19 protein-coding genes and 1 pseudogene are annotated in these 22,626 nt (G+C 61.2%); 11 read left to right on the top strand and 9 right to left on the bottom strand.

The window, feature by feature from the left end:
* Positions 1–80: 80 nt before the first annotated feature.
* Both AC1DXN_RS09660 and AC1DXN_RS09655 read right to left on the bottom strand, forming a co-directional pair.
* Entirely contained in the window at positions 81–1,250 is a 1,170-nt protein-coding gene (locus AC1DXN_RS09660; protein ID WP_477275951.1) for a polysaccharide biosynthesis/export family protein, read from the bottom strand.
* 204 nt (positions 1,251–1,454) lie between these two features.
* Entirely contained in the window at positions 1,455–2,132 is a 678-nt protein-coding gene (locus AC1DXN_RS09655; protein WP_477275747.1) for a sugar transferase, read from the bottom strand.
* 533 nt (positions 2,133–2,665) lie between these two features.
* Between AC1DXN_RS09655 and AC1DXN_RS09650 the strand changes: the two genes are divergently transcribed.
* Positions 2,666–3,013 (top strand): exopolysaccharide production repressor protein, encoded by a 348-nt coding sequence (locus tag AC1DXN_RS09650; protein WP_477241164.1) that lies wholly within the window; start codon positions 2,666–2,668, stop codon positions 3,011–3,013.
* Positions 3,014–3,039: 26 nt separating this feature from the next.
* Here the strand turns inward: AC1DXN_RS09650 and AC1DXN_RS09645 are convergent, their stop codons facing one another.
* From AC1DXN_RS09645 to AC1DXN_RS09620, 6 genes are all read right to left on the bottom strand, one after another.
* On the bottom strand, positions 3,040–4,884 hold the full coding sequence (locus tag AC1DXN_RS09645) for an ABC transporter ATP-binding protein (RefSeq protein WP_477275745.1): 1,845 nt from the start codon (positions 4,882–4,884) through the stop codon (positions 3,040–3,042).
* A gap of 7 nt (positions 4,885–4,891) precedes the next feature.
* A complete protein-coding gene (locus AC1DXN_RS09640; RefSeq protein WP_477275743.1) occupies positions 4,892–5,875 on the bottom strand; it encodes a phosphoenolpyruvate carboxykinase (ATP) in 984 nt (327 codons plus the stop codon).
* Positions 5,872–7,788 carry a lasso peptide isopeptide bond-forming cyclase gene (locus AC1DXN_RS09635; RefSeq protein ID WP_477275741.1) on the bottom strand — a complete coding sequence of 639 codons (1,917 nt, stop codon included), beginning with the start codon at positions 7,786–7,788 and terminating at the stop codon, positions 5,872–5,874. Before AC1DXN_RS09635 ends, AC1DXN_RS09640 begins: the two co-directional genes overlap by 4 nt.
* 3 nt (positions 7,789–7,791) lie before the next feature.
* Positions 7,792–8,208, bottom strand: coding sequence for a lasso peptide biosynthesis B2 protein (locus AC1DXN_RS09630; protein ID WP_477275739.1), 417 nt, complete (start codon positions 8,206–8,208; stop codon positions 7,792–7,794).
* A complete protein-coding gene (locus tag AC1DXN_RS09625) occupies positions 8,192–8,491 on the bottom strand; it encodes a PqqD family protein (RefSeq protein WP_477275737.1) in 300 nt (99 codons plus the stop codon). Before AC1DXN_RS09625 ends, AC1DXN_RS09630 begins: the two co-directional genes overlap by 17 nt.
* A gap of 131 nt (positions 8,492–8,622) precedes the next feature.
* The gene (locus AC1DXN_RS09620; RefSeq protein WP_477241176.1) at positions 8,623–8,775 is read right to left on the bottom strand and encodes a lasso peptide; all 153 of its coding nucleotides are present in this window, start codon (positions 8,773–8,775) and stop codon (positions 8,623–8,625) included.
* Between the two features lie 521 nt (positions 8,776–9,296).
* On the opposite strand from AC1DXN_RS09620, the gene AC1DXN_RS09615 reads away from it, so the two are divergent.
* From AC1DXN_RS09615 to AC1DXN_RS09575, 9 genes are all read left to right on the top strand, one after another.
* Positions 9,297–10,424, top strand: a complete 1,128-nt coding sequence (locus tag AC1DXN_RS09615) for a nucleotidyltransferase family protein (RefSeq protein ID WP_477275735.1) — start codon at positions 9,297–9,299, stop codon at positions 10,422–10,424.
* Between the two features lie 41 nt (positions 10,425–10,465).
* Positions 10,466–11,488, top strand: coding sequence for a glycosyltransferase family 2 protein (locus AC1DXN_RS09610; protein WP_477241180.1), 1,023 nt, complete (start codon positions 10,466–10,468; stop codon positions 11,486–11,488).
* Between the two features lie 127 nt (positions 11,489–11,615).
* Entirely contained in the window at positions 11,616–12,017 is a 402-nt protein-coding gene (locus AC1DXN_RS09605) for a hypothetical protein (protein WP_477275733.1), read from the top strand.
* Positions 12,018–12,173: 156 nt separating this feature from the next.
* Complete coding sequence (gene exoK, locus AC1DXN_RS09600; protein WP_477241184.1) at positions 12,174–13,043, top strand: endo-1,3-1,4-beta-glycanase ExoK; 870 nt, start codon at positions 12,174–12,176, stop codon at positions 13,041–13,043.
* Positions 13,044–13,103: 60 nt separating this feature from the next.
* Entirely contained in the window at positions 13,104–14,435 is a 1,332-nt protein-coding gene (locus AC1DXN_RS09595) for a UDP-glucose dehydrogenase family protein (protein ID WP_477241186.1), read from the top strand.
* A 30-nt stretch (positions 14,436–14,465) separates the two neighbouring features.
* Complete coding sequence (locus tag AC1DXN_RS09590; protein ID WP_477241188.1) at positions 14,466–15,545, top strand: glycosyltransferase; 1,080 nt, start codon at positions 14,466–14,468, stop codon at positions 15,543–15,545.
* A gap of 224 nt (positions 15,546–15,769) precedes the next feature.
* Positions 15,770–17,011, top strand: a complete 1,242-nt coding sequence (locus AC1DXN_RS09585) for a glycosyltransferase (protein ID WP_477275731.1) — start codon at positions 15,770–15,772, stop codon at positions 17,009–17,011.
* 220 nt (positions 17,012–17,231) lie between these two features.
* Positions 17,232–18,401, top strand: coding sequence for a glycosyltransferase (locus tag AC1DXN_RS09580; RefSeq protein ID WP_477275949.1), 1,170 nt, complete (start codon positions 17,232–17,234; stop codon positions 18,399–18,401).
* A complete protein-coding gene (locus AC1DXN_RS09575) occupies positions 18,398–19,861 on the top strand; it encodes a lipopolysaccharide biosynthesis protein (protein ID WP_477275729.1) in 1,464 nt (487 codons plus the stop codon). The genes AC1DXN_RS09580 and AC1DXN_RS09575 overlap by 4 nt, the downstream gene beginning before the upstream one ends.
* Before the next feature lie 273 nt (positions 19,862–20,134).
* Here AC1DXN_RS09575 and AC1DXN_RS09570 read toward each other — a convergent pair.
* Positions 20,135–21,136, bottom strand: a pseudogene (locus AC1DXN_RS09570) (polysaccharide pyruvyl transferase family protein); the annotation flags it as partial.
* 304 nt (positions 21,137–21,440) lie between these two features.
* Between AC1DXN_RS09570 and AC1DXN_RS09565 the strand changes: the two are divergent.
* Complete coding sequence (locus AC1DXN_RS09565) at positions 21,441–22,613, top strand: glycosyltransferase family protein (protein ID WP_477275947.1); 1,173 nt, start codon at positions 21,441–21,443, stop codon at positions 22,611–22,613.
* Positions 22,614–22,626: the final 13 nt, after the last annotated feature.

The raw sequence follows: 22,626 nt of genomic DNA, 5'->3' as shown, positions 1-22,626 counted from the left end.
CCTGCCGGCCGGCGTCGATGACGCCGGGCGTTGCCTACTGGCCGACAATCGTCATGCCTGCTGGCTGATCATTGTCATGCCTACTGGCTGGCTGTCGGCGCCAGCTTGACCTTGATCACGTCGCCCGGCAGCACTGGAGTGTCCTCCTTGGCGGCGATCTCGCTCGTCTTGCCGTCGACAATGCGTATCAGCGAATAGAGGAAGGTCGGTTCTGCGCCGCTCGTGATGGCAGCCGTCGTTGCGGGATCCGATGCCGCGGCCATCAGGCCTTTTTGCATGCCCACCCTCAACGTGGCTTCGTTCAGATCCGTCTCGGTCTGCTGGCGGTCGGCGGCAAGGCTCGAACTCTGGGTGTTCTGGGCATCGATGGCGTCCTGCGTCGCCTTGCTGATCGACTGCTTGGCGGTAAGGATGGCCGTTTCATAGTCCAGGACCTGGCCCTGAAGATTGGCGATCGATTGCTCCGAAGTCAGCACGCGCGTGTTGACGATCAAGCCCTTCTGCGCCAGCGGGCCAATGCTGTCGAGTTGCTGCTTGGCCAGGTCGACCTGTCGCTGCTGATTGACGATCTTCTTTTGCAGCGATTCGATTTCGGCCTGCAAAACGCCCTTCAGCTCATCGAGCGCCTGCAACTTCAGCTTCAGCTTGTTCTGGTCAGACGTCAGAATCGCCATTTCATCGGCGACGATAGCCGGCAGCCGCGGATCGTCTGCGATCTCCTTCGGCACATCGAAGCTCAATTTGCCGGCGATGTCGGCATCGATGCGGGCTCGCCTGACAAGCAGGCGAACCTGCTGGTCCTCGTAAATGTCGTAATTGCCCTTGGCGGTGACCAGGTCTTTGCCGATCTGGGGGCCGTAATCGGCATTGCGCCTTATGCCACCGGCAACGCTGATCGCCTTGAGCACTGTCAGCTCGGGCACGTAAGGAAACTGGCCGGGTGACTGCACCTCGCCTGAAATGTAGAACGGCCGGAACTGCACCATTTCGACCGACGCTTCCGGCTTGTCCGCAAGCGCCAGCTTACGCTGCAATGCCTGGCCGATCGCGGCCGCGATCTCCGAAGTGGTCTTGCCGGCTGCCGGCAGTTCGCCCACGAACGGGACCGACAAGGTTCCAGCGGGGCCGACCGAGTATTCTCCGTTTACAGCCGTCCAGTCGCGGAACGTGCCCTCGACCGTCTGCCATTCGGCGACACGGATATTGAGCTTGTCCTGCGAGCCGAGACGATATTCGTCTGCTGCGGCCATCTGCGGGAAAGCGAGGGACAAAGCGAGGCAGGCGGCCGTGAGGCGGGCCGGCACCAAACGACCGGCAGGATTGCCGGTACGCAAGAGGTCGAGAATATCTGTTTTCAACTGAACGTTTCCGATCCGCTTTGGCCCCATCGCCCGATGAGCTTGCTGTCGGCATCGCCGCACCGGAATGGGCGGCTCAGGGCGGCTGCCGCCCGGTCAGTAGGATCCGCGCGACATCCACACGGCAGGCACGGTCTTGATGATGATGCGAACATCCTCGAACAACGACCAGTTCTCGACATAGTGGCGGTCGAACGCGACGCGACTGTCATAGGAAACGTCGTTGCGTCCGCTGACCTGCCAAAGCCCGGTCAGGCCGGGGCGCGACTTCAAATAGTAGACCGCGGCACTGCCATAGATCTCAAGCTCGTCGCGCACCACGGGACGAGGTCCGACAAGGCTCATATCGCCCTGCAGGATGTTGATGATCTGCGGCAATTCATCGAGGCTGAGCTTGCGCAGAACGGCTCCGACACGGGTGACCCGCGGGTCGTTCTTCAGCTTGCGAGTCGCCATCCATTCCGCATTGGCGTCGGGATTGGCCGCAAGATAGGCGGCCAGCACCCTTTCGCCGTCCGGAACCATGGTGCGGAACTTGAGGCACGGGAAGATACGTCCTCCCCTGCCGATCCGCTTATGACCGTAGAAAATCGAGCCGCCGTCGGACAGCTTGACCAAAAGCGCAACCATCACAAACAGCGGGCTGAGCGCTACCAAGCCGACCAGTGAACCAACAATATCAAAACTGCGCTTGAGCAGACCGCCGATTGGTGGCGGAAAATCAATGCCGACCTGCGAAAAGCCCGCATTGGCCGACTTAGCGATATCCCTCATGCCGTAAACTCCATACGTTCAACGAATGGTTTACGGCAAGATATCAAAAAAATGCTGCAGCGCAACACACAATTTCCCATGCCGCTGAAATAGTCGCGTCATGAATTGACTAAATAATAAACGCGCCGTGCACAAAATTTCGCCTTTGCGGCACGTTTGTGACAATATATGAGCAAAACCAGGAAATCTAGTGTCTTTTCAAGGCCATTTTTGGGCGAATCGTTCTTCGACGCTGGCCGAGAAACATAACGGGGCTCTAATGTGGTGCAAAGTGTAAGGCAATTCGCATAAAATACTAGTAAATATTGGGGCTTTTACTAGTGAAGGATCGATATCTCGAGGTTGGCCATGATGCCTGTGTGTGCATCGCAGCATGGCAGAGTCCAACCCGGAAGCCGATTCAAAATTAATTGCGTCTGGCCTTGCCGTCAGTTTCCCGCCTTAATAGAGTCGCAAATTATTTCTGTTAGAGTCTCGATAGGTTGGGAAGGCCGGAAGCAACCGGCCGACAGCGGGCAAACTGATAAGCCCGCATGGCGAATGGGGAGATACTCGGGTGGGTAAGTCGTCGTTTTTGCATGCTCGGGCTGGTTGACGGGCCGCCGGTCATGTCACTGCCAAAATTCATCGTCGGAATGCTTTTCGCCCTCGCGATCGTGGTGGCATGGTCCTATGCCGACGGCGCGTCGCTTGCCACAACATTGATTCGCGTTGTCATCTGCGCGGTCATCATTCAGGTCGGCTACTTCCTGATGGTCTACGTCATGGTTGCCAGGAGCGCGCCGACGTCGGCCGACAAGGCCCGTGAAGCCGAAAGAAACCTGAGCGCGGACAAAGCCACCGAAGGCGAGAAATTCACCGCAAGGCGAAGCCTTCACTGATATTGCTCGAAGCCTGCGCAGCAACCTCAGGTCGCGTCGGCCGGCTCCCGCTCGGATTGCTCGCCTGAAAGCATCTGGGACAATCGGCTTCCGGCTTTTTCCTTCAGCCGCTGATACTGCCCGACCTCGACGATCCGGCCGTTTTCCATGGCCACGACCCAGTCGGCGAAGGCGATCATCGATGGCCGGTGCGCAATGGTCAGGATCGTCATCGAACCGCGCAGCCCATCGATCGACTTGGCGATCAACGACTGGTTCTGCCAGTCGAGTGCGCTGGTCGCTTCATCCAGGATGAGCAGAGACGGCTTGCGAAGCAGCGCCCGCGCCAGCGCTATACGCTGGCGTTCACCGCCCGAGAGCCGGACGCCACGGTCGCCGACCACCGTGTCCAGTTGGTGTTCGAGCCGTTCGATAAACTCCGCGGCATGCGCCGATCGAAGTGCTTTCCAAAGATCGTCATTGCTGGCCTGTGGCGCGGCAAGGCGCAGATTGGCGGCGATCGTTTCGTGCAGCAGGAACACATCCTGCGGCACATACGCCACCTGATCGCGCCAGCGCCGGCGATTGGCGGCACTGATCTCGATGCCGTCGGCAAGAATTCTGCCTTGCGTCGGCTCGAGCAGGCCAAGCAGCATGTCGGCGATCGTACTCTTGCCCGATCCCGAAGGGCCGATAAGCGCCGTCACCTTGCCGGCGGGAAGACCGAAGGTGATGTCGCTCACCACCGGCTTGCCGGTGCCGTCGCCATAGGCGAAGGAGACGTTGCGTATGTTCAAACCCTTGTCGAGCGACAGCTTTCCATTCGCCTGCGGCTCGGCATTCGCCGGCTCGCGCTCGGCGTCGAAACGCGTCTGCAAGTCGCGCATCGAGGTGTAGGCCGGCAAATTGATCAAAACTTGCTGGGCCTGCGTCTGCATGTCCATGAAACGCGGCGCAATGCGCATGAAAACCAGTAGCAGGACGACGATCTCGGCAAGCGAAAGGTGGAAGCGAACCAGCGCGATGTAGACGAACAGGCTCAGGCCCACGACGCTGGCCACCTGGAACAGGGCGGTGCCGATCGAGCTGTTGCGCACATAGTTGATATTGTCGGTCTTCATCCGTTCCAGCGTCGACTGGAGCTGCGCGAAATAGCTCGCCTCGACGTTCAGGCTCTTGGCCACCTTGATGCCGCCGATAAACTCCGAGACCGTGCGGTATTGCTCCTGGCGATTGGTCGTCAGGACCCGGCCGAATGCCGTGGCCCGGGCTCGAAACGGCCGTAGCGCAACAAACGTCAGCACGCCGATCACGATGGCGACCGATGTCATTATCGGCGAAATGAACAGCGAGACCACGAGGTAGCCGGCCAGAAGCACGGCGATCTGCACCAGCATCATCAGCGAGAAGGCCGCCGCCTGCACGCGGTCGATGTCGCCGGTCAGCGCATGGTCGAGGTCGGAACTTCGCATGCGCGCGAATATCCCCCAGCGCGCCTTGCCGATGCTCTCGAACAGGTTCATGCGCAGGCGGTTGATGAAATCGAGCAGAAGGCCGGCCATGTAAACGGATCTGAAGCGGTTGAAAGCCGCTTGCAGCGTGACCAGCCCGACGAGCATGCAAAGCACCGTCGTCAATTGCAGCGTCCCATCCGGCACCAGCCAGCGCACCATGTCGTTGTCAGGCAGCTTGATCGCGAAATTCTGATCGGGCCGCCCCACCAGATGCAGCAGAGGAACAAGAAGCAGGATCGAGATGCCTTCGGTCAGGCTTCCCAGGATCAGGAAGATCAATGCCGTCCAGGCCCTCCGCCCGCCGATCCGAGCGACTACGGAGCCGAACCCGGCGACTTCCCGCAACAGCGACAGGCGAAAGGGTGAGGATCCAGCCATGCTTTGCTCACCGCCGCCGATTGTCGGCCGCCAGATCCTTCTCGATCAGATCGACGGCTTCGCCGATGCGATCGAGGCCGGTCGGCACTTCAAGGCGACACACGCCGACATGGTCGGCCAGCCGGGCGCATTGACGAAGATGCGTTGCGGCGAAGTCGCCGACCAGGGCCGGGCGGCCGAAGCGTGTCACGTAGGAAAACTTGATGATTGCCGGCAAGGCACCAAGGCCCGGCAGTGGCGATATCGCTGCCTTCTCGCCGCGCTCGAGGATGTAGATCCTCGTCACCGGTATCGTGTCGCTCGAAAATCCGCCATGCAGCCGATGCTGGGTCTTGTCGATCGCGGGATGCACTTGCGGGCGCACTTCCGCCTGCCGGATCGGGATGGCGGCGGCGGCATCGGCGGCCAGCTTGAGCTGCGGAAAGCCCGGAACGATCATCGGCTCGGCGGCCAGATCGAGCGCCACGACATCGTCGGTGAGCAATCCATGCCCGGCACGGATCATCGCGCTCGCCGTGGTTGATTTGCCGGCGCCCTTGTCGCCCATGAAGATCGCGCTTTTGCCGCCGACGGCAATGGCGCTGGCGTGAAGGACGAGCAGGCCCCGCTGATGCAGCAGCAGCGCCAGCACCGGTCCTAGCAGCGGAAACGCGATCAATTGGTCGTCGATCCCCGGCGCCGGATCCACGTCGATCCGGCAGGCATCGCTGATCAGAAATGCGCCGACCGCCGGCCATGCCAGATATTGCCAGTCTGGCTCGAACCGAAAAGCGGTCCCGGCCTCGAGCGAAGGCGCTGGCAAGTTGATCGGACCCACCGCGATCATGATGTCGGCCTCAGCCGGCTCGGCCGGCTCCAGCTCGGGCAACGCCACGTCCGAACTGATCGTCAGGCCGTAGGCCTTGTAGAAGCGACGTTGTCTCACTGCTTGGCCTTGCGGATGGACCTGGTCATGTAGGTCAGCGGCGAGCAGTGTGTTGCGAGGCATCATGCGGGACTCCCACCGTGCTGGAGTTGACGCAGCCAGAGCGACAGCGACGCCGAGCGCCAGACATATTGGACATCCAGCGGCGCTGCCTGGTCCGGCTGGCGCAGCAGCCGCGCATAGGCGGCGGTCACCACTGGCAGGTTGACATAGGGCGCGATGCGCCTGGCATCGGAGACGAGCACCTGCTCCAGGAGATCGCGGTGGTTGCCGAGCATGCCGTTGACGAGATTGGCGGTGAAATCGATCTTGTCGCGCCGCCACTGAACCGCAGCCGGCAACACGCCCTCCATGGCGCGGCGCAGCACATAGCGGCCAAAGCCGCGATTCAGCTTTTCCTCACCCGGCAATGCCAGGCAGAACTCGACCAGCGGCTTGTCCCAGAACGGATAGCGTGGCTCGACGCCGAAATTGGCTCCGGCCTTGTCGAGAACCTCGAACGCATGCGGCACATAGCCGTTTGAAAGGATCCAGCGATGCGTCAAGGACTCGCTGGCACTGACGCTTGGCGGCATATAGCCCGCCCTGTGAAATCTTTCGACAAGGTCGGTTCGCCTGGCCAGGTCCGGATTGATCAGATCGCGCCAGCTTCCACCGCGTGGCGTCGGCGCGCGCATCCTGTTGAGGATGCGGTTTGCCGCATGTCTGAGCTTGGCGATGCGCCATGCCGGCCCGTAAATGGTCAGGAACTGGAAATACAGGCCGAGCATGCCGTCGCCATAGGTGTCGGCGGCGCCGCGCATCTCGCGCCACAGCTCCATCCATTTGCCGGCATTGGCAAGTTCGTGCAGATGGCCATGGCCTTGCGAAACGACCTCGTCGCCGCCATGGCCGTCCAGCAGCACCTTGATGCCCTTCGCCCCGGCAGTCCTGTAAATGCTGCGGGTCAGCGACAGGCCCGGCGCCAGGAAGGTTCCTTCCTGCTCTTCCAGGATGCGGTCGAACTCCGCGAACGGCGCGTAGTTGCCGACGGCGATCAGCGTCCCGTCGACCTTTTTCTGCTCCAGCACGGCATCGATGAAGGGACGTTCATCCATCGAGGAGCCCTTCTCGAAGATCAACGAGAAGGTGGGCAGTCGCGGCCTTCGCTCAGCGGCATTCTGCAGGCCGGCGACGCAGGCGATCGAGGAAGAATCGAGGCCGCCGCTCAGCATCGCGCCGACCGCCGAGGTTCCCCGCATCCGGTTGCGGACCGACTGTGAAAACAGATGGCGAAATTCCTCGGCGGCATCCGATCGCATCGGCCTTTGCGACGGCTCGATCTGCCAGTACCGGCGCAGCACCACCTGGCTGCCCGTGACCGTCAGACTGTGGCGGGCCGGCAAGCGGAAGATTTCGCTGTAGTGGGTGGACTGCGGATCGTCCGGAAGTCCGGCCAGAAACCCTGATATCTGATGGTCGCTGACGCGCGCACTGACCCCGTCGACGCCGAGGATCGGCCCGATCTCCGAGGCAAAGACGAAACGCCGGTCACTCGAATGGTAGTAGAAGGGTTTGACCCCGAAATGATCGCGAGCGCAAAACAGCGTCTGGCGTTCGCTGTCCCAGATGGCGAAGGCGAAGTCGCCTTGCAGATGCACGGGACAGGCCTCGCCCCAGCGCAGATAGGCACGCATCAGCAATGTGGCATCGGCAACCGAGTTGTCCCTGATGCCCAGTCTCGCCAGCAATTCGTCGCGATTGTCCAGCCGGCAGTCGGCGGTGATCGCCAGTTTGCCGCCGCCCATGGTCAGCGGGCCGGGGCCGGCTTCGTCCGTCGTGTTGAGCCAAGCGTGGCCAAGAGCGACGCTTGGGTCGGTCCACCACGAACTGCCGTCACGAGCCCGGTGATGCATGCGCGCAAGCATCTGCTGGATGTCGGCCGCGGCTGCCGCCGGCGCGAGCCCCTGCCTGAGCAGAATTCCAGCGACGCCGCTCATCGGCTACTGACCGTGGTCGACGAGATGGGCGAACCTGTCGATCGAGCCGCCGAGCACGATCTGGTCGCCGCTCATCAGCCAGGCATGCGCTTTCAGTTGCGTGCCGGTGTCACGTTCGATGCCGATGCGTATTTTGGAAGCGTTGCCCTGGCGGGCAAGAAGATATTGCCCGGAAAGCGCCTGGGTGAGGCAGCTGGCATAGGGGACAAGTCGAGCCGCTGCGGCCACGCCCCAGGCGACGCGCCGCAGATCGCCGATGCCGGCCGGCTGCTGCGCATCCAGCCGCGTCACCATGCGGCGAATGTGATTGTAGGAGAGCAGTGTCAGCCCCAGCCGTACTGCCGCGACCACCAGAAGGCAGCGGGCGAGAAACAGCATTTCCGAACCACTGAGGGAGAGAACCCTAGGCAAGTTCCTCATGGTGGAGCCTCGCAAGTCCTGAATCGGCCAGGCCCTTCAGCAATCCGTCGACATCGGCCTTGCAGCGCGCGGGGTCGACATTGTAGCGCGCGAGCACGGCGCTACGGATTTCAGAGATTGGCCTTGGCTCCTGGATCAGCTCCCAGATATAGGCTCCGACGCTGTTCAGGCTGTAATAGATGTTGGACTTCAGGTCGAGGATCGCCAGCCCGGTGCCGAATTCGCAGGCTACGGCATCCTCGGTCGCGCTGACGCGATCGTCGTCTGATGGATTCCAGCTCATCCTAAAACCTCGGTTACAATACGCTTCGGGAGTTCCAGGGGAGGGAGAGGGCCGGGTGATCTTGTCCCCCGGCCCTCCATTATCACTCGCGTCCAGAGCCCCAACGTCGTCACTCTGAGACGAAAGTAAGTTCAAGAGAACGTGAGTTGGCTGATCGGCGTGTGCGCGGGGAACGCCGCGTCAATGGCCGTATTGCCGCCGCCGCCCTGGGTGATGGTTTCAATAGAACCATGAACCGTCAGGCTTGGCGTTTCGTACTCTTGCTTTTCAACATTCTGTTCCATGTTACTCTCCAATAAGGACTGGAAACGGCCTGTCGAGTGCCGGCAGCGCGTTCTATGCTGCATTGCAATAGCTGCATGTGCGTTGTGTATGAGTCAAGCCTGATTTACCAACGGTTAATCAATTGTTGGTTGCGCTTGCCTCCCACAGTGATCAAACCGTTGGCAGTCACATCCTAGCCACGCCTCACAAACGAATTCAACGGCGCATCTGTGCCGTCTAAATAAGCACCTGATTTAATTACGATAAATGTTTCTCTAAAAGTGATTACTTTTTAAGCAACTCGAAATATGCTCCAAAATAGTGCAAATCCCGACCGATTTGCGGTTGCATCTCCCAACAGCGGTCGGGATTTTGGCCGCGCTTTCCGCCCGCCTACGGGATTGTGCCTGTAAACGCTCTGGTTGCAAGGAAATGTGCGCTGAAGGAAAAACTGGACGCCGGGAACGATTTTGGCGATGCTTTCCTTCGCAGTTGCAATATAACACCGCGTGCTAACATTTTTCCGGAGACTTTGCGCAACATGGCCTTGCAGGAAGGTTCCTACGAAAGACTGCGTGCCGCCGACTGCGCCGATGAATTCGCCTATGTGCAAGCGTGCCTGAGGCTTTATTTCGCTTCGGGGTCGAGCGCCGGCACAACGTCTGTGCCGGCCATCTCCGCTGCCAGCGTCGCCGACATCGCCAGGCTCAACAAGGTTGCAACCTTCGTTCTGAAGGCATTGTCGCGCACGCCGGCAGCCCAAGCGCCGCCCGGGTTGTTTGAATGGCTCGACACCTATCGCAGGCGCACGGTTTCGATGAACTCGTCCTGCATCATGGACTCGATGGCGATCGACAAGGTGCTGCGCGACAAGCATATCGATTTCGTCTTCCTGAAGGGTCCGTTTCAGCAGCATTTGCTCTATGGCGACCATTTCATGAAGCCTTCCGGGGATGTCGACATCCTGGTGTCGCCGACCGGTTTTTTCAAAGCCCGTGAAGCGCTCCGCTCGATTGGCTACGAGGTCGCCGGCAAGTCCCGTTCCGTCTGGTGGGTTCGCTTTCTGGGCGAGCAGCATATGGTGCGCGAGAGCGGGCCAAAGCCCTCCACCGTCGATCTCCACTACCGGCTCCAGCAGCCCGGTTCGCCGAGTCCGCGCGATACCGATGGCTTTCTGCGGCGCAAGCGCTCTGTCGCCATCGCCGGCGCCAGCATGCCTTTCATCTCGGCTTCCGACACCTTGCTGCTTTCCTGCATCAGCGTCGCCAAGGCGCTTTTCAATCGCGAACCCTGTGCAGGCTATGTCTGCGATATCAGGGCCAGCGCCAGCCGCCTGAGCGAAGCCGAGCAGCAAAATGTGCTCGACTACGCCGCGGAGCAGGGGCTGGCCGACACGCTGCTGCTCGGCCTGCGCGCCGCCGACGTACTGCTTGGCGGCACCGGCACGCTTCTGTCGGAGCGGGCCACCCGCATTCTGTCGCGCATTGGCAATGAAGATCTGTTCCACATGGTCATTGCGCCCTGGCTGTCGTCCTTGCGATGGCCCCAGCGGCGCACGGTGCTGTGGGAACTGTGCGGTCGCGAACCCGTTCGCTATCTGACCGAGGCCGGCTGGGCCGCGTCCGCCGATCTCAGCCGGCGTCTTTTCGAGCGGCCGCAACGTCAATGAGCATGGGGGTACGGAACGACTTGCAATCGAAAGGTGAATCTATGTCCCCGACAGAACCCCAGGTCTGCGTGATCATCGCCGCCCGCAATGCCGCCCGGACAATTCCGGCCGCCATCGCCTCGGCGCTGCGCGAGCCGGAGGTGGCGGAAGTCGTCGTCGTCGACGACGCCTCCACCGATGACACCGCCAAAGTGGCCCGCGCCGCCGACGATGGCAGCGGCAGGCTTTCGGTCATGCGTCTCGACATCAATCGAGGCCCCTCCTTTGCCCGCAACGCCGCGATCGCCGGGTCGAAGTCGCCGTTCATCAGCATTCTGGACGCCGATGATTTCTTCCTCGAGGGCAGGTTTCACAACCTGTTTGCCAGCGCCGACTGGGATTTCGCCGCCGACAACATCATGTTGATCAGGGACGATGCGGCCACCGATGTCTCGAAGATCGTCGCCCCGTCTTTTTCGGCCGATCCGGAGTTCCTCGACTTCGAACAGTTTATCGAAGGCAACATCTCCAGCCGGCGTGTGCAGCGCGGCGAACTGGGTTTCCTCAAGCCGGTCATCTCCAGGGCCTTCCTGGACCGGCATGGGCTGCGCTACGACGAAAACCTGCGCCTGGGCGAAGACTACGAGCTCTATGCGCGGGCGGTCGCCCGCGGCGCGCGTTTCAAGGTCATCCGCTCCTGCGGTTATGGCGCCATCGTGCGCGCTGATTCGCTGAGTGGCCGGCACAAGACGCAGGATTTGAAGCGTCTGGCCGATGCGGACTTGGCGCTGCTTGAGATCGGCAGTTTGCCGGAAGGCTCGAAGGCTGTGCTGAGACGCCACGAGCGGCATGTGCGCGACAAATACCGGCTGCGCAACTTCCTCGACGTCAAGGCCGAGCGCGGTCTGGCGTCGGCCGCGGCCTATGCCTTCGCCAGTCAATCAAACCTCATTCCCATCGTTCGCGGCGTGGCCTCCGACAAGTTGGACGCGCTGTTTCGTCGCGCCGGTTTTGCCACGACGCAGAAACAGGTGCAGCCCATGCGCTTCCTCATGGCCGGGACCAGCGCGCCTGCGGAAAAGTAGCCTCACTGTTGCCAGCGACAGTGGCCGCAACGTCGAAAAAATTGCCTTTCCGAAACTGGGAGGTTGCCTACTTGTCCTGGGGATGGCACTGTATGTTGCGGTGCAGCAATTTTGAAAGGCCAACCGGATGGCTTCGATATTTGGCTTCAGGTCAAGAGACCCGGCCCGGGACCGGCAGACCGATCTCTCGCGCTTCGATCGCCTGGCAAGGCTGTTCGATCAGATTGCCGCCGAGATCGCTGCGGAGAAGACCGGGCTTGAGAATCGCTATCGCTCAAAGGCCACCAACGCGGCCTTTCTGGTCGAGGCGATGGAGAATGGCTCGGCGTCCTCCTCAAGGGCGTCCGAGGTCAGCGAACTGACGAACTCGATCCTGAATTGCGAACGGCGCATCGCCGCACTGGCGCATCAGAACAGCTTGATGAGGGAGCTGCGCCATTCGCTGGATGCGATGGTCGTCGAGAACGGACCGCAAGGTTCAACGGCGGAAGCCGAATTCGGCAAGCGTACCGGTGCCGGCGCGGCTTGACGGTGTAGGTCCTGTGTCGGCGTCCGCTCCGGACGCCAAAATCTGGCACGGAAACACAAGGAGTTTGGGGCACGGAGGATCAAGGGAGGCCCGCTTTGCAGGCGGGTCAACTGGAGACTTTGGGTTGGGGGCACACAACGCAAAGGTGAGTTTGGTATGAACGCAGATCCGAAGAAGACCTCGATCACCATGGCCGATGGTATGCCGGCCTGGCGGCAGATCCAGCAGGGCCCCCTGCGGCGACTGTGCTCGGGTGCAGCGTTTCTGCTGGTCGCTCTCGCAAGCCTGGTTGCAGGCCCCATCCCGTCTCGCGCTCAGGATATGCCGAGCTCGCCATCATTCGTCGATGATTTCACCAGTTTCGATCGCGAGCGGTGGTACGTTTCCGACGGCTGGACGAACGGCGCTCATCAGAACTGCACCTGGTCGAAAAGCCTGGTCAGCCTATCCGACGGCATGGTGGTGCTTGGTTTCGAGAAGCGGAAGCTGAAGGATCGCGAGTTTGCCTGCGGCGAGATCCAGACCAAGAAGCGCTACGGCTACGGGGTCTATGAGGCGCGCTTGAAGACTGACACCGGCTCCGGCCTCAACGCCGCCTTCTTTTCCTACATCGGCCCCGCCGACAAGCAGCCCTGGGATGAAATCGACTTCGAGGTGCTGACCAAGGACACATCAAAGGTTCAAGTGAACAGCTACATTCTGGGCAAGCCGAAAAACGAGAAGCTTGCCGAGGTCGAGGGCGGCACCGACAAGGCCTTCAACGACTATGGCTTCGTCTGGGAAAAGGACCGGCTGCGCTGGTACGTCAATGGCAAGCTTGTCCAGGAAGTGACGAACCCCGCGGAACTGCCGACCCATCCGCAAAAGATTTTCTTCAGTCTCTGGGGCAGTGATACGCTAACCAGTTGGATGGGTCCTTTTTCGGATCCGGGCCGCAAGGTTACGATGCAAGTCGATCGCGTCGCGTTCACGGCGTTGGGTGAGCCCTGTCAGTTCCCGGAATCGCTGGCATGCAGCATAAAATGAAAGAGCATCTGAACCGGTCGACCAGACACGGTTCAAGGTTATGAACAGGAACCAAACCGAATGAATTTGACCGTCTTTGGAATAGGCTATGTCGGCCTCGTGCAGGCCGCGGTGCTGGCGGAAGTCGGACACCAGGTGGTGTGTGTCGATATCGATGCGGGCAAGGTCGAGCGGCTCAACCAGGGCCTCGTGCCGATTTTCGAACCCGGGCTCGAAAACCTGGTGAGGGAGAACCACGCCGCCGGCCGCATCAAGTTCACCACCGATGCCGCGGCTGCGGTCAAGCATGGCGAGATCCAGATGATCGCGGTCGGCACTCCACCCGGCGAGGATGGCTCGGCCGATCTCAAATATGTGCTGGCGGTCGCCGAGACCATCGGCCGGGAAATGGACAAGCCCAAGATCGTCGTCGGCAAGTCGACCGTGCCGGTCGGCACCTGCGAAAAAGTAAAGGCCAAGATCGCCGAGACGCTGAAGGCGCGCGGGCGCGAGGATCTGGCGTTCGACGTGGCTTCCAATCCGGAGTTCCTCAAGGAAGGTTCCGCGGTGGCCGATTGCATGAAGCCCGACCGCATCATCGTCGGTACCGAGAGCGAAGACACCGAGGCGGTGATGCGCGAGCTCTACGCGCCGTTCAACCGCAACCACGAAAAGATGATCGTGATGGATGTGCGCAGCGCCGAGTTCACCAAATACGCGGCCAATTGCATGCTGGCGACCAAGATCAGTTTCATGAACGAGATGGCCAATCTGGCCGAGCAACTGGGCGCCGACATCGAGGAGGTGCGCAAGGGCATCGGCAGCGATCCGCGCATCGGCTACCACTTCATCTACCCCGGTCTTGGCTATGGCGGCTCGTGCTTTCCCAAGGACGTGCGCGCCCTGATCAAGACCGCCGAAGGCGTCAAGTTCGACGCCAAGCTGCTGCGCGCCGTCGAGGAGCGCAACAACGAGCAGAAGTCGGTGCTGTTCGACAAGGTGAACCGCTATTTCAAAGGCAATCTCAAAGGCAAGACCTTCGCCTTGTGGGGCCTGGCCTTCAAGCCCAACACCGACGACATGCGCGAGGCGCCGGCGCGCGTCCTGATGGAAGCGCTGTGGAAGGCCGGCGCCCATGTGCAGGCCTTCGACCCCGAGGCGATGCAGGAATGCCAGGCCATCTATGGGCTGCGCGACGACCTGCTTTTGTGCGGGACCAAGGAGGCGGCACTGCGCGGCGCCGATGCGCTGCTGATCGCCACCGAATGGAAGAGCTTCCGCGCGCCGTCCTTCGACGCGCTGAAGGATGCGCTGACCACGCCGATCATCTTCGACGGTCGCAATTTGTACGACCCCAAGGTCATCGCCCGCCACGGCATAGAGTACCACTCGATCGGCAGGGTTGCGGCCTGACGGCAGGGGGCACAACGAGGAGCCAGGTTCATGAAAGTTCTGTTTGCAGGCGGCGCCGGCTACACGCCGCAATTCAGCGGTGGCGTTCAGTCGAGCACCCACCATCTGGTCGAACAATTGCGCGAGAATGGTCACGAGGCTTCCGTTCTGGCAGCTTTGTTCGGCGAAGGCATGTTCGGCTTCAGGGCGCGCGCCAAGATGAAGCTGCTGCGTCAGCGCGCGGTCATCGACAATTTTCCGGGCTATCCGGTGGTGCGGGCTTGGTTTCCCTGGGAAGCCGCCGGCTTCGCGGTTGAAAAGCTGAGGCCGGATGTCGCCGTGGTGCAATGCCACAACTCGGTTCCGATCGGCAAAGCGCTGCAGGCCGAAGGCGTGCCTGTCGTCGTCTATCTGAGGAATGTCGAATTCCACGAACTGGCCGGTGACCTGCGCGAACTGCAATCGGCGCTCTATATCGCCAATTCCGAGTTCACCGCGCGCACCTACAAGGCAAGGTTCGACATCGATTCGACGGTCATTCCGCCGACCATCAATCCCGCGTTCTACAGCACACCGACGACCGGTGAGTTTGTCACGCTCATCAACCCCTATGAGGAAAAAGGCTTCGACCTTGCAGTGCGCATTGCCGCCGCCTGTCCCGAGATCCCATTCCTGTTCGTCGAAAGCTGGAAGCTCGACGACGATCATCGGGCCCGGATCGAAGCAACAATCTCTCCCCTACAAAACGTCAAGCTGGAAGGCCGCACCAGCGACATGAAGACGGTCTACGGCCGCACCAAGATCCTGCTGGCGCCCAGCAAATGGGAAGAGGCCTGGGGCAGGGTGGCCTCGGAAGCGCATTGCAGCGGCATTCCCGTGGTCGGCTCGCGGCGCGGCGGTCTGCCGGAAGCGATCGGCTCTGGCGGCGTGATCCTGGACTACGACGCCCCGCTCGCCGACTGGGTCGCAGCGGTCAGGCGGTTGTGGAGCGACGAGGCCGAGTACAAGCGGCTGTCGGTGGCGGCGCTTGAGTTTTCGGAGCGGTCGCAAATGAACCCAGGCCGTCAGTTTGCTACGTTCATGGACGTTCTCGACAGCGCCAGGCGTGTCGGCCTGGAGCGCGCCGCCTAAACGTGTCGCGTTGAAATTCAGCTGACGCCGCCGGGCGACAGCAAGTCTCGCCAAGCCCCTGAGCCGGTTGCAGGTGTTGCCGGGTCCGGATCACTTTTGATTGCTGCGGTGCAACATTTTTGTGGCAACGCAGCAATCAACGTGTATTCTGCCCGTCTACATTAGGGCTTGTGCGATGTGGACCGCTTGGGGGTCCAGCCAAGCCCCAACCTTTTGGGCGGGTCATGCGCGTTGGCTTTGTCGTGGGCGAATTTCCTCTCCTTTCGGAAACCTTTGTCGTGGACCAGATGGCTGGGCTGCTGGCGCGGGGCTTCGAGGTGGAGGTCGTGTGCGACAGGACGAAAGGTGACGACCGGATCGACCGGCAAAGCGAGCCGATGGCGACGCTGGTCGCCAGAACCCAGCATTGGTGGCGATGGGCCGGTGGACTGAGCGCCTTTGTACGCCGGTTGCCGCCGCGCCTGCGATACAAGGCTTCGACCGTTCTCGACATCGTCTTTGCACGCCGCCTGAACCGCTGTGACGTGATTGTCGCCCACTTCGGACAGAACGGCGAAAGAGCAGCCGCACTGAAGAAATGGAAGTCCCTCAAGCCGCCGATCATTACCATCTTTCACGGCGCAGACGTCGCGATCCCGTCGCGACAGGCAGTGCTGGCAACGCAATATGCCGGGCTCATCAAGCACGGCAGCTTGAACCTGCCGGTCAATGATTTCTTCCGCAGGATGTTGCTCGAAGCCGGTGCGTCCCAGGCCAACACCACGGTCCACCACATGGGAATTGATTCGCGCGAAGTCAGCTATCGCTGGGAATCGTGGGAAGGCAGCCAGCTGATCGTGACGACGGTTTGCCGCCTGGTGGAGAAGAAAGGCGTCGAGTTCGCCTTGCGCGCCTTGGCCTCCCTGACGGCGTCCCATCCACAGCTGGACTGGCGCTACGACATTGTCGGCGACGGTCCGTTGCGGACGGATCTGGAGACGCTGGCCGCAGAGCTGGGCTTGACCGCTCGCGTAACATTCCTTGGCAGCCTCCCCCACATGGAGGTGAAAAGACGGCTTCGCATGGCGCATCTCTTTTTGCTGCCAAGCGTCACTGCCAGCGACGGCGACATGGAAGGCATTCCGGTTGCGCTCATGGAGGCCATGGCCGCCGGGTTGATTGCGGTCAGCACGCATCACTCGGGAATCCCTGAGCTCATCGAGGATGGGGAGACAGGGTTGCTTGCGCCCGAGCGAGACGTTTCAGTGCTTGCCGGCAAGCTTGCCTGGGCAGCCGAACATCCGCAGGAATGCGAACGCATCGCGCTTGCCGCACGCCGCAAGGTCGAGGACGACTTCAACGCAGATGTTCTGAATGAACGTTTTGCGCAGATCGTTACCCAACTGGCCGCGCCAAGCCTTGCACCTCAGCCTGCAAGGCCTCTAGGCGTTGCCGAGGGCCTGGTGGATCCTTCATCTGCCGGCTGACACTGCGCCTCGGGACTGATCGGCATCCTCGCTGCGTCGAGGGAAATCTCGCCACGCTGCAGCAAAAATGTTGCAGTGCAGCAAGGCCTGTACTAATGTCCCTGCGGGTGGGCCAACAGCGGTAGAGTTTCATGCTGCATGTCTTGTGCCTCGGGCACGATGTTTCCCGCCCGGCTTTTGTCAGGGGCACGCCGGATCGCCGCACGAGCGCATCTTGCCGATGAAGATCTGCTTCGTAGTCGACAAGTTTCCCTCACTGTCCGAGACTTTCGTCCTTGACCAGATAGCCGGCTGCCTTGAGCGCGGCATGGAGGTCGGCGTTGTCTGCAACGAGACGTCCTTTGGCAAGGACAGCAATATCGACGATGCGCGCTGGCAGGCGCTGCCTGGAAAGGTCGTGTGCTGGTGGGGTGGCCTCGGTCGCTACCGCCCGCTGCTCAGGAGGTGGTCCGGCAGGTTCTGGGATAAACTCTCGACCGCGATCGACATCGCTTATGCGCGAAAATTGCAGAACGCCGACGTGATCGTTGCCCATTTTGGCAATAACGGCATGCGCGTCGCCCGCGCCATCAAGCGCGGCAGGATTTCCGCCCCTCTGCTGACGATATTTCACGGCCGCGATGTCGGCGAGCCGCTGCATGACAACACGCTCGCACGCTACAGGATTGTGTTCGAAAAGGGCGCTCTTCAGCTGCCGGTGAACGCATTTTTCCGGGATGCCTTGATCGAGGTGGGGGCACTGCCGGCGCAAATTGTGGTTCACCATATGGGGGTGCGTCCAAGTGAGATCGACTATCGGTGGCGGTCATGGGAGCAGGCCACGCTGTCTTTCATCTCGGTCTGCCGCCTGACCGAAAAGAAGGGCATCGAATATGCGCTTCGCGCGCTCGCCAGCCTGCCGCGGCGCGACTGGGTCTATTCGGTGATCGGCGGCGGAGAATTGCTGGGGGAGCTGCAGGGGATCGCCGCAAATCTCGGCATCGCCGACAGAGTGACTTTTCTCGGGGCCCGGCCGCACAGCGAAGTCAAGCAGCGCCTGCGCGATGCCCATGTGTTCCTGCTGCCCAGCGTCGCCGCACGCGATGGCGATCTGGAGGGCATTCCGGTTTCGCTGATGGAGGCGATGGCCACCGGCCTGACAGTGGTCAGCACCTATCACTCGGGGATTCCCGAACTGATCGAGGATCACAAGACAGGCTTTCTCGCGCCCGAGCGGGATAGTGCAGCGCTGGCCGGCAAACTTTCCTGGATCGCCGAGAATCCTGAGGCCTGCGAGCAGATCGCCGTTGCCGCGCGCAAGAAGATCGAGGCGGATTTCAACGCAGATGTGCTGAACGAACGTTTCGCACAGATCGCCAGCCAACTTGGCGAAACGAGGTTCAGTTCATGAATGCCAACCCGCCCCCCCAGTTCGGTCGTGTCGCCCTGCGTGGCGGGCTGGTAACCATCGGCGCGCAAGGCTTCAAGATGGTGATCCAGTTCCTCTCCGTCATCTTGCTCGCCCGTCTGCTCGTTCCCGAGGATTTCGGCCTGGTGGCTTCCGTCGGGCCGATCGTGGCCTTTGTCGGACTGCTTCAGAACCTTGGCCTCCAGCAGGCAGTGGTTCAGCGCAAGGACATCAGCGACCAGCAGCTCAACCAGGTGTTCTGGATCAGTGCGCTGGTCGGGCTGGGCAGTGCCGTGGTGGTGGCCGGCCTGGCGCCCGCCATCGCCGCATTCTACGGCGATCACCGCATGTCCGGCATTACCCTTGGCTCCGCTCTGCCGCTGCTCTTCGGCAGTCTTGCCGCGGTGCCGCTGGCGTTGATGAATCGCCACCTGCAATTCGGCCAGCTCGCAATGAACGATGTGATAAGTGCCGCCGCCGGACTTCTGGCGGCCACGGTCGCGGCCTATGCCGGGCTTGGCTACTGGTCGCTGGTCATCGGCCCGGCTGTTTCGGCGATTGTCGCGCTTGCCGCCGCCTGGCAGGTGGCGCGGTGGACGCCGCAACGACCCGATCTGAAAGTCGATGCCGACATATTGTCGTTCGGTGCCAATCTGACCGGCTTCAATCTCGCCAATTTCTTCTCGCGCAATCTCGACAACATTCTCATCGGAAAATATTCCGGCGCCATCGAACTCGGCTATTACGACCGTGCCTACAAGCTGCTGCTGTTCCCGTTGCAGAACATCAACCAGCCGCTGACACGCGTGATGGTGCCGCTACTCAGCCGCATCCATGAGGACAAGGCTCGATTTCGCGACATCTATGTGCGGACCAACTGGATGCTGGCGGCCGTTACCATGCCCGGCATCGCGGCGCTGACGCTGACCTCCGACCAGGTGGTGGGGCTTCTCTTCGGCCCGGGTTGGGCGCCGGTGGCGCCGATTTTCGCCTGGCTGGGCATCGCCAGCCTGATCCAGTCCGTCTCAAGCACCACAGGCTGGATATTCATCTGTCAGGGCAAGACGAAGACCATGTTCCATTGGGGCATTTATTCGTCACTGACGACCGTCGCCGCCTTCATCGTCGGCTTGCACTGGGGCGCCGTCGGCGTTGCCGCGGCCTATGCCATCAGCGGCTACGTGCTGCGCGTTCCGGTGCTTGCCGTGCTGGTCCATCGCGTCGGCCCGGTGACGGCCGCCGACTTCCTGGTCATGCAGGGGCTTTTCATTGCCTCATCCCTGCTCGCCTGGCTCACCTACCACTGGCTGCCGGCGTCGCTGACCGGCCAGTCAGACCTGCTCGCGGTCTTTCTGGCGGTTGGCCTCAATTACGGGATCGGTCTCATTCTCATGCTTGCCCTTCCCCAGTCGCGCCGCGCGTTGTTCACCACCCTGTCCAACGCCGCGCGCAACATCCGCTGAGCGGCCGTCGATCAGCGGCGCCAGCAGATTTGTGGCTGACATTGCCGAGGCATGTTCTTCGAGCACGGCCTGCAGGCTGGCCCGGCGATAGCGGTCGAGGTTTCCCGCAAATCTGCCGAGCTTCTCGCTTGCTTCCGCAACCGTCACCGTGTCGATGTCGAGCAGCACGTCGGCGACGCCGATCCGCTTGGCCACTTCCTTTGTCTTGAACTCATAGGCGATCGGCAGCACCGGCGTGCCGACGCAAAGCGACATGATCATCATGTGCATGCGCGTGGCGACCACGAAGTCGAAGCCTTTGACCAGCGCCATCAACTGGTCAGGCGTGTGAAACGCAGCGTCCACGGTCACATGGCTGGCGATCTCCGGAGCGAGCTCGGCGACGATCGCGCGTGCGGTCTTGGAATCGTCGTGGGCGTATTCCGGCACGCCCTGGCAGGTGGAGACGAAGGTCACCTCTTTGCCATGGTCCCTGACCAGAATAGTCGCAATCTCGCGGATCGAATCGAGATAGCGGCGCATGCCGCCTTCACCGTCGCTGACATAGTTCCAGTGGCGGACGGAAATGGCGACGCGGCCTGTCGGCGCCGGCGGCTGGCTGGCGGCCAGAATTTTTCCGATCCTGTCGGTCTCGGCCAGGGCAAAGACGGCATCGGCCACCACGTGGCACTTGCCGAGGTCCTTCACCAGATCCTGGATATGGTTTTTGGATCGTTCGTCACGCAGCAGGATGAGCGGGCTGCGGTCAAAGATCGGGCTCAATTCCTGGCGGTTGTAACTTTTGTTGAACGGGCCGAGGGATTGCGTGAAGAAGACCGGATCCTTGCCGAGCACGGCATCAAGCCGGAACTGGTTGAGGCGTCTTTCGAGGTTGTAGTTCTCAACGAGATAGGTCCCGCCTGTCGTGACCACGAGATCGGCGCCGGTGTAGATATCGAGGCTGCGACGGTCGCTCGCGTTGAAAAATGTGCCAAGTGCGCTGCTGCCAAACCAACGCAGGGCCCGAAGAACAATCTTGTTGTAGATCGGCTTGATCCGGTTCTTCAGCCCATCGCCATTCTTGTACCTGAAAAGCGACTCCGACAGCAGCTTGTGAAATTCGAGGTCCGGGTATGACTTCTTCGGGTAGAGCCTCGCCGCGACCTCAGGCTGGCTGTCGAAGATGGAGAATTGCAGGTCGCTGCCGGCGACAGTCTTGAGGATGTGTCGGATCGCCAGGAGAATCGCCGCATCCCCGGTGTTCAGGCAGACTGTGTTTTCGACGACGATCTTCATGGAATTACCTCATTTCGTCAGCAGATTCCGCGGCCAGGCCGGCGGTGCTCAAGACGGGAATAGTGACCGAAAATGCTACACGCCAGGACGATCCCGATGCGGTCCGCGTCACGATTTAGGGCGTTGCACCGGGCTGGTGGCCAACGCTCGGCCCGAGCGGTACTCAAGCAAGGCCGAGATTAACGCATCAATTTTGCAGCGCAACAAAAAACGTGGATTTTTGCTACGCTGCACCAAAAATGTTGCGATGCAGCAAGACCTGTACTACCATTCCTCTGGGTGGGCCAACAGCGAACGAGTTTTAATGCTGCATGTCTTGTACCTTGTGCACGATGTCTCCGACCCGGCGGTACGCCGACGTATCATAATGCTCAGGGCAGGTGGCGCCCGGGTCACACTGGTCGGCTTCCGTCGAACCGCAAACCCGATTGTCGACGTCGAGGGCTTGCAGCCGATCGATCTTGGTGCGACGCGCGACGGCCGATTCGCCCAGCGTCTGGCGGCGGTCGCCAAGGCGGCGGTCTCGATCGGCGCGAAACTCGCAACAATGCAAAGGCCGGACCTGATCATCGCGCGCAATCTCGAAATGCTGGCGCTTGCCCGGCGCGCCAAGGCGGCGTTCCAGGCAAGCGTGCCGATCGTCTATGAATGTCTCGATATTCATCGCCTGGTGCTGCGCAACGACATCTTGGGCAAGGCGATGCGCGGCGCCGAGCGCTATCTGGCCCGGGATGTGAAGCTTCTCGTCACCAGTTCGCCGGCCTTCATCGCCAACTATTTCAAGCCTTTTGGCCAGGTCGCGGCACCTGTGGAGCTGATCGAAAACAAATATTTCGAAAGCGCACCGGCCTTGGTGGATGATCGGTTCAAGGTGGAAAATCCTGTCGCGCCGCCCTGGCGGATCGGCTGGTTCGGCGCGTTGCGCTGCCGCCGCTCGCTGGCGCTGCTGGCCGAATTCACCCGCCGGCTCAACGGACGTTTCGAGATCGTCCTTAGGGGGCGCCCGGCACTGTCCGAATTTCCGGATTTCCACGCTTTCGTCGAATCCGAACCCTGGCTCTCGTTTCGCGGCCCCTACCGCAACCCAGAGGATATGGCGGCGATCTACAACGAGGTGCATTTTTCCTGGGCGATCGACTTCTTCGAGGAAGGCCAGAACTCCGAATGGCTGCTTCCCAACCGCCTTTATGAGGGCTGCCGCTTCGGCGCCGTGCCGATCTCGATGGGCAACACCGAGACCGGGCGGTTCCTCAACCAGCAGGACATCGGCATCCTTCTCCCGCAGGCAACGCCCGAAGCGCTCGTGGCAGTGCTTGGCAAAATGGAAGAGGAACGTTTCGGCAAATTGAAGGCGCGCGTTCTTGCCCGCAACCCCAGGACATGGAGCTACGATCGCAGCGATTGCCGGGCCTTCGTCGACAAGCTGCGCGGACTGGCCGCCGTGCCGAACTCATTTGCTGCCGAGGCGTTGGCATAGGATGGCGAAGGAT

Source organism: Mesorhizobium sp. P2_H9, from assembly GCF_056403215.1.
Note: the sequence above shows the minus strand (reverse complement) of the source record. Positions and strands in the feature narration are given on the sequence as shown.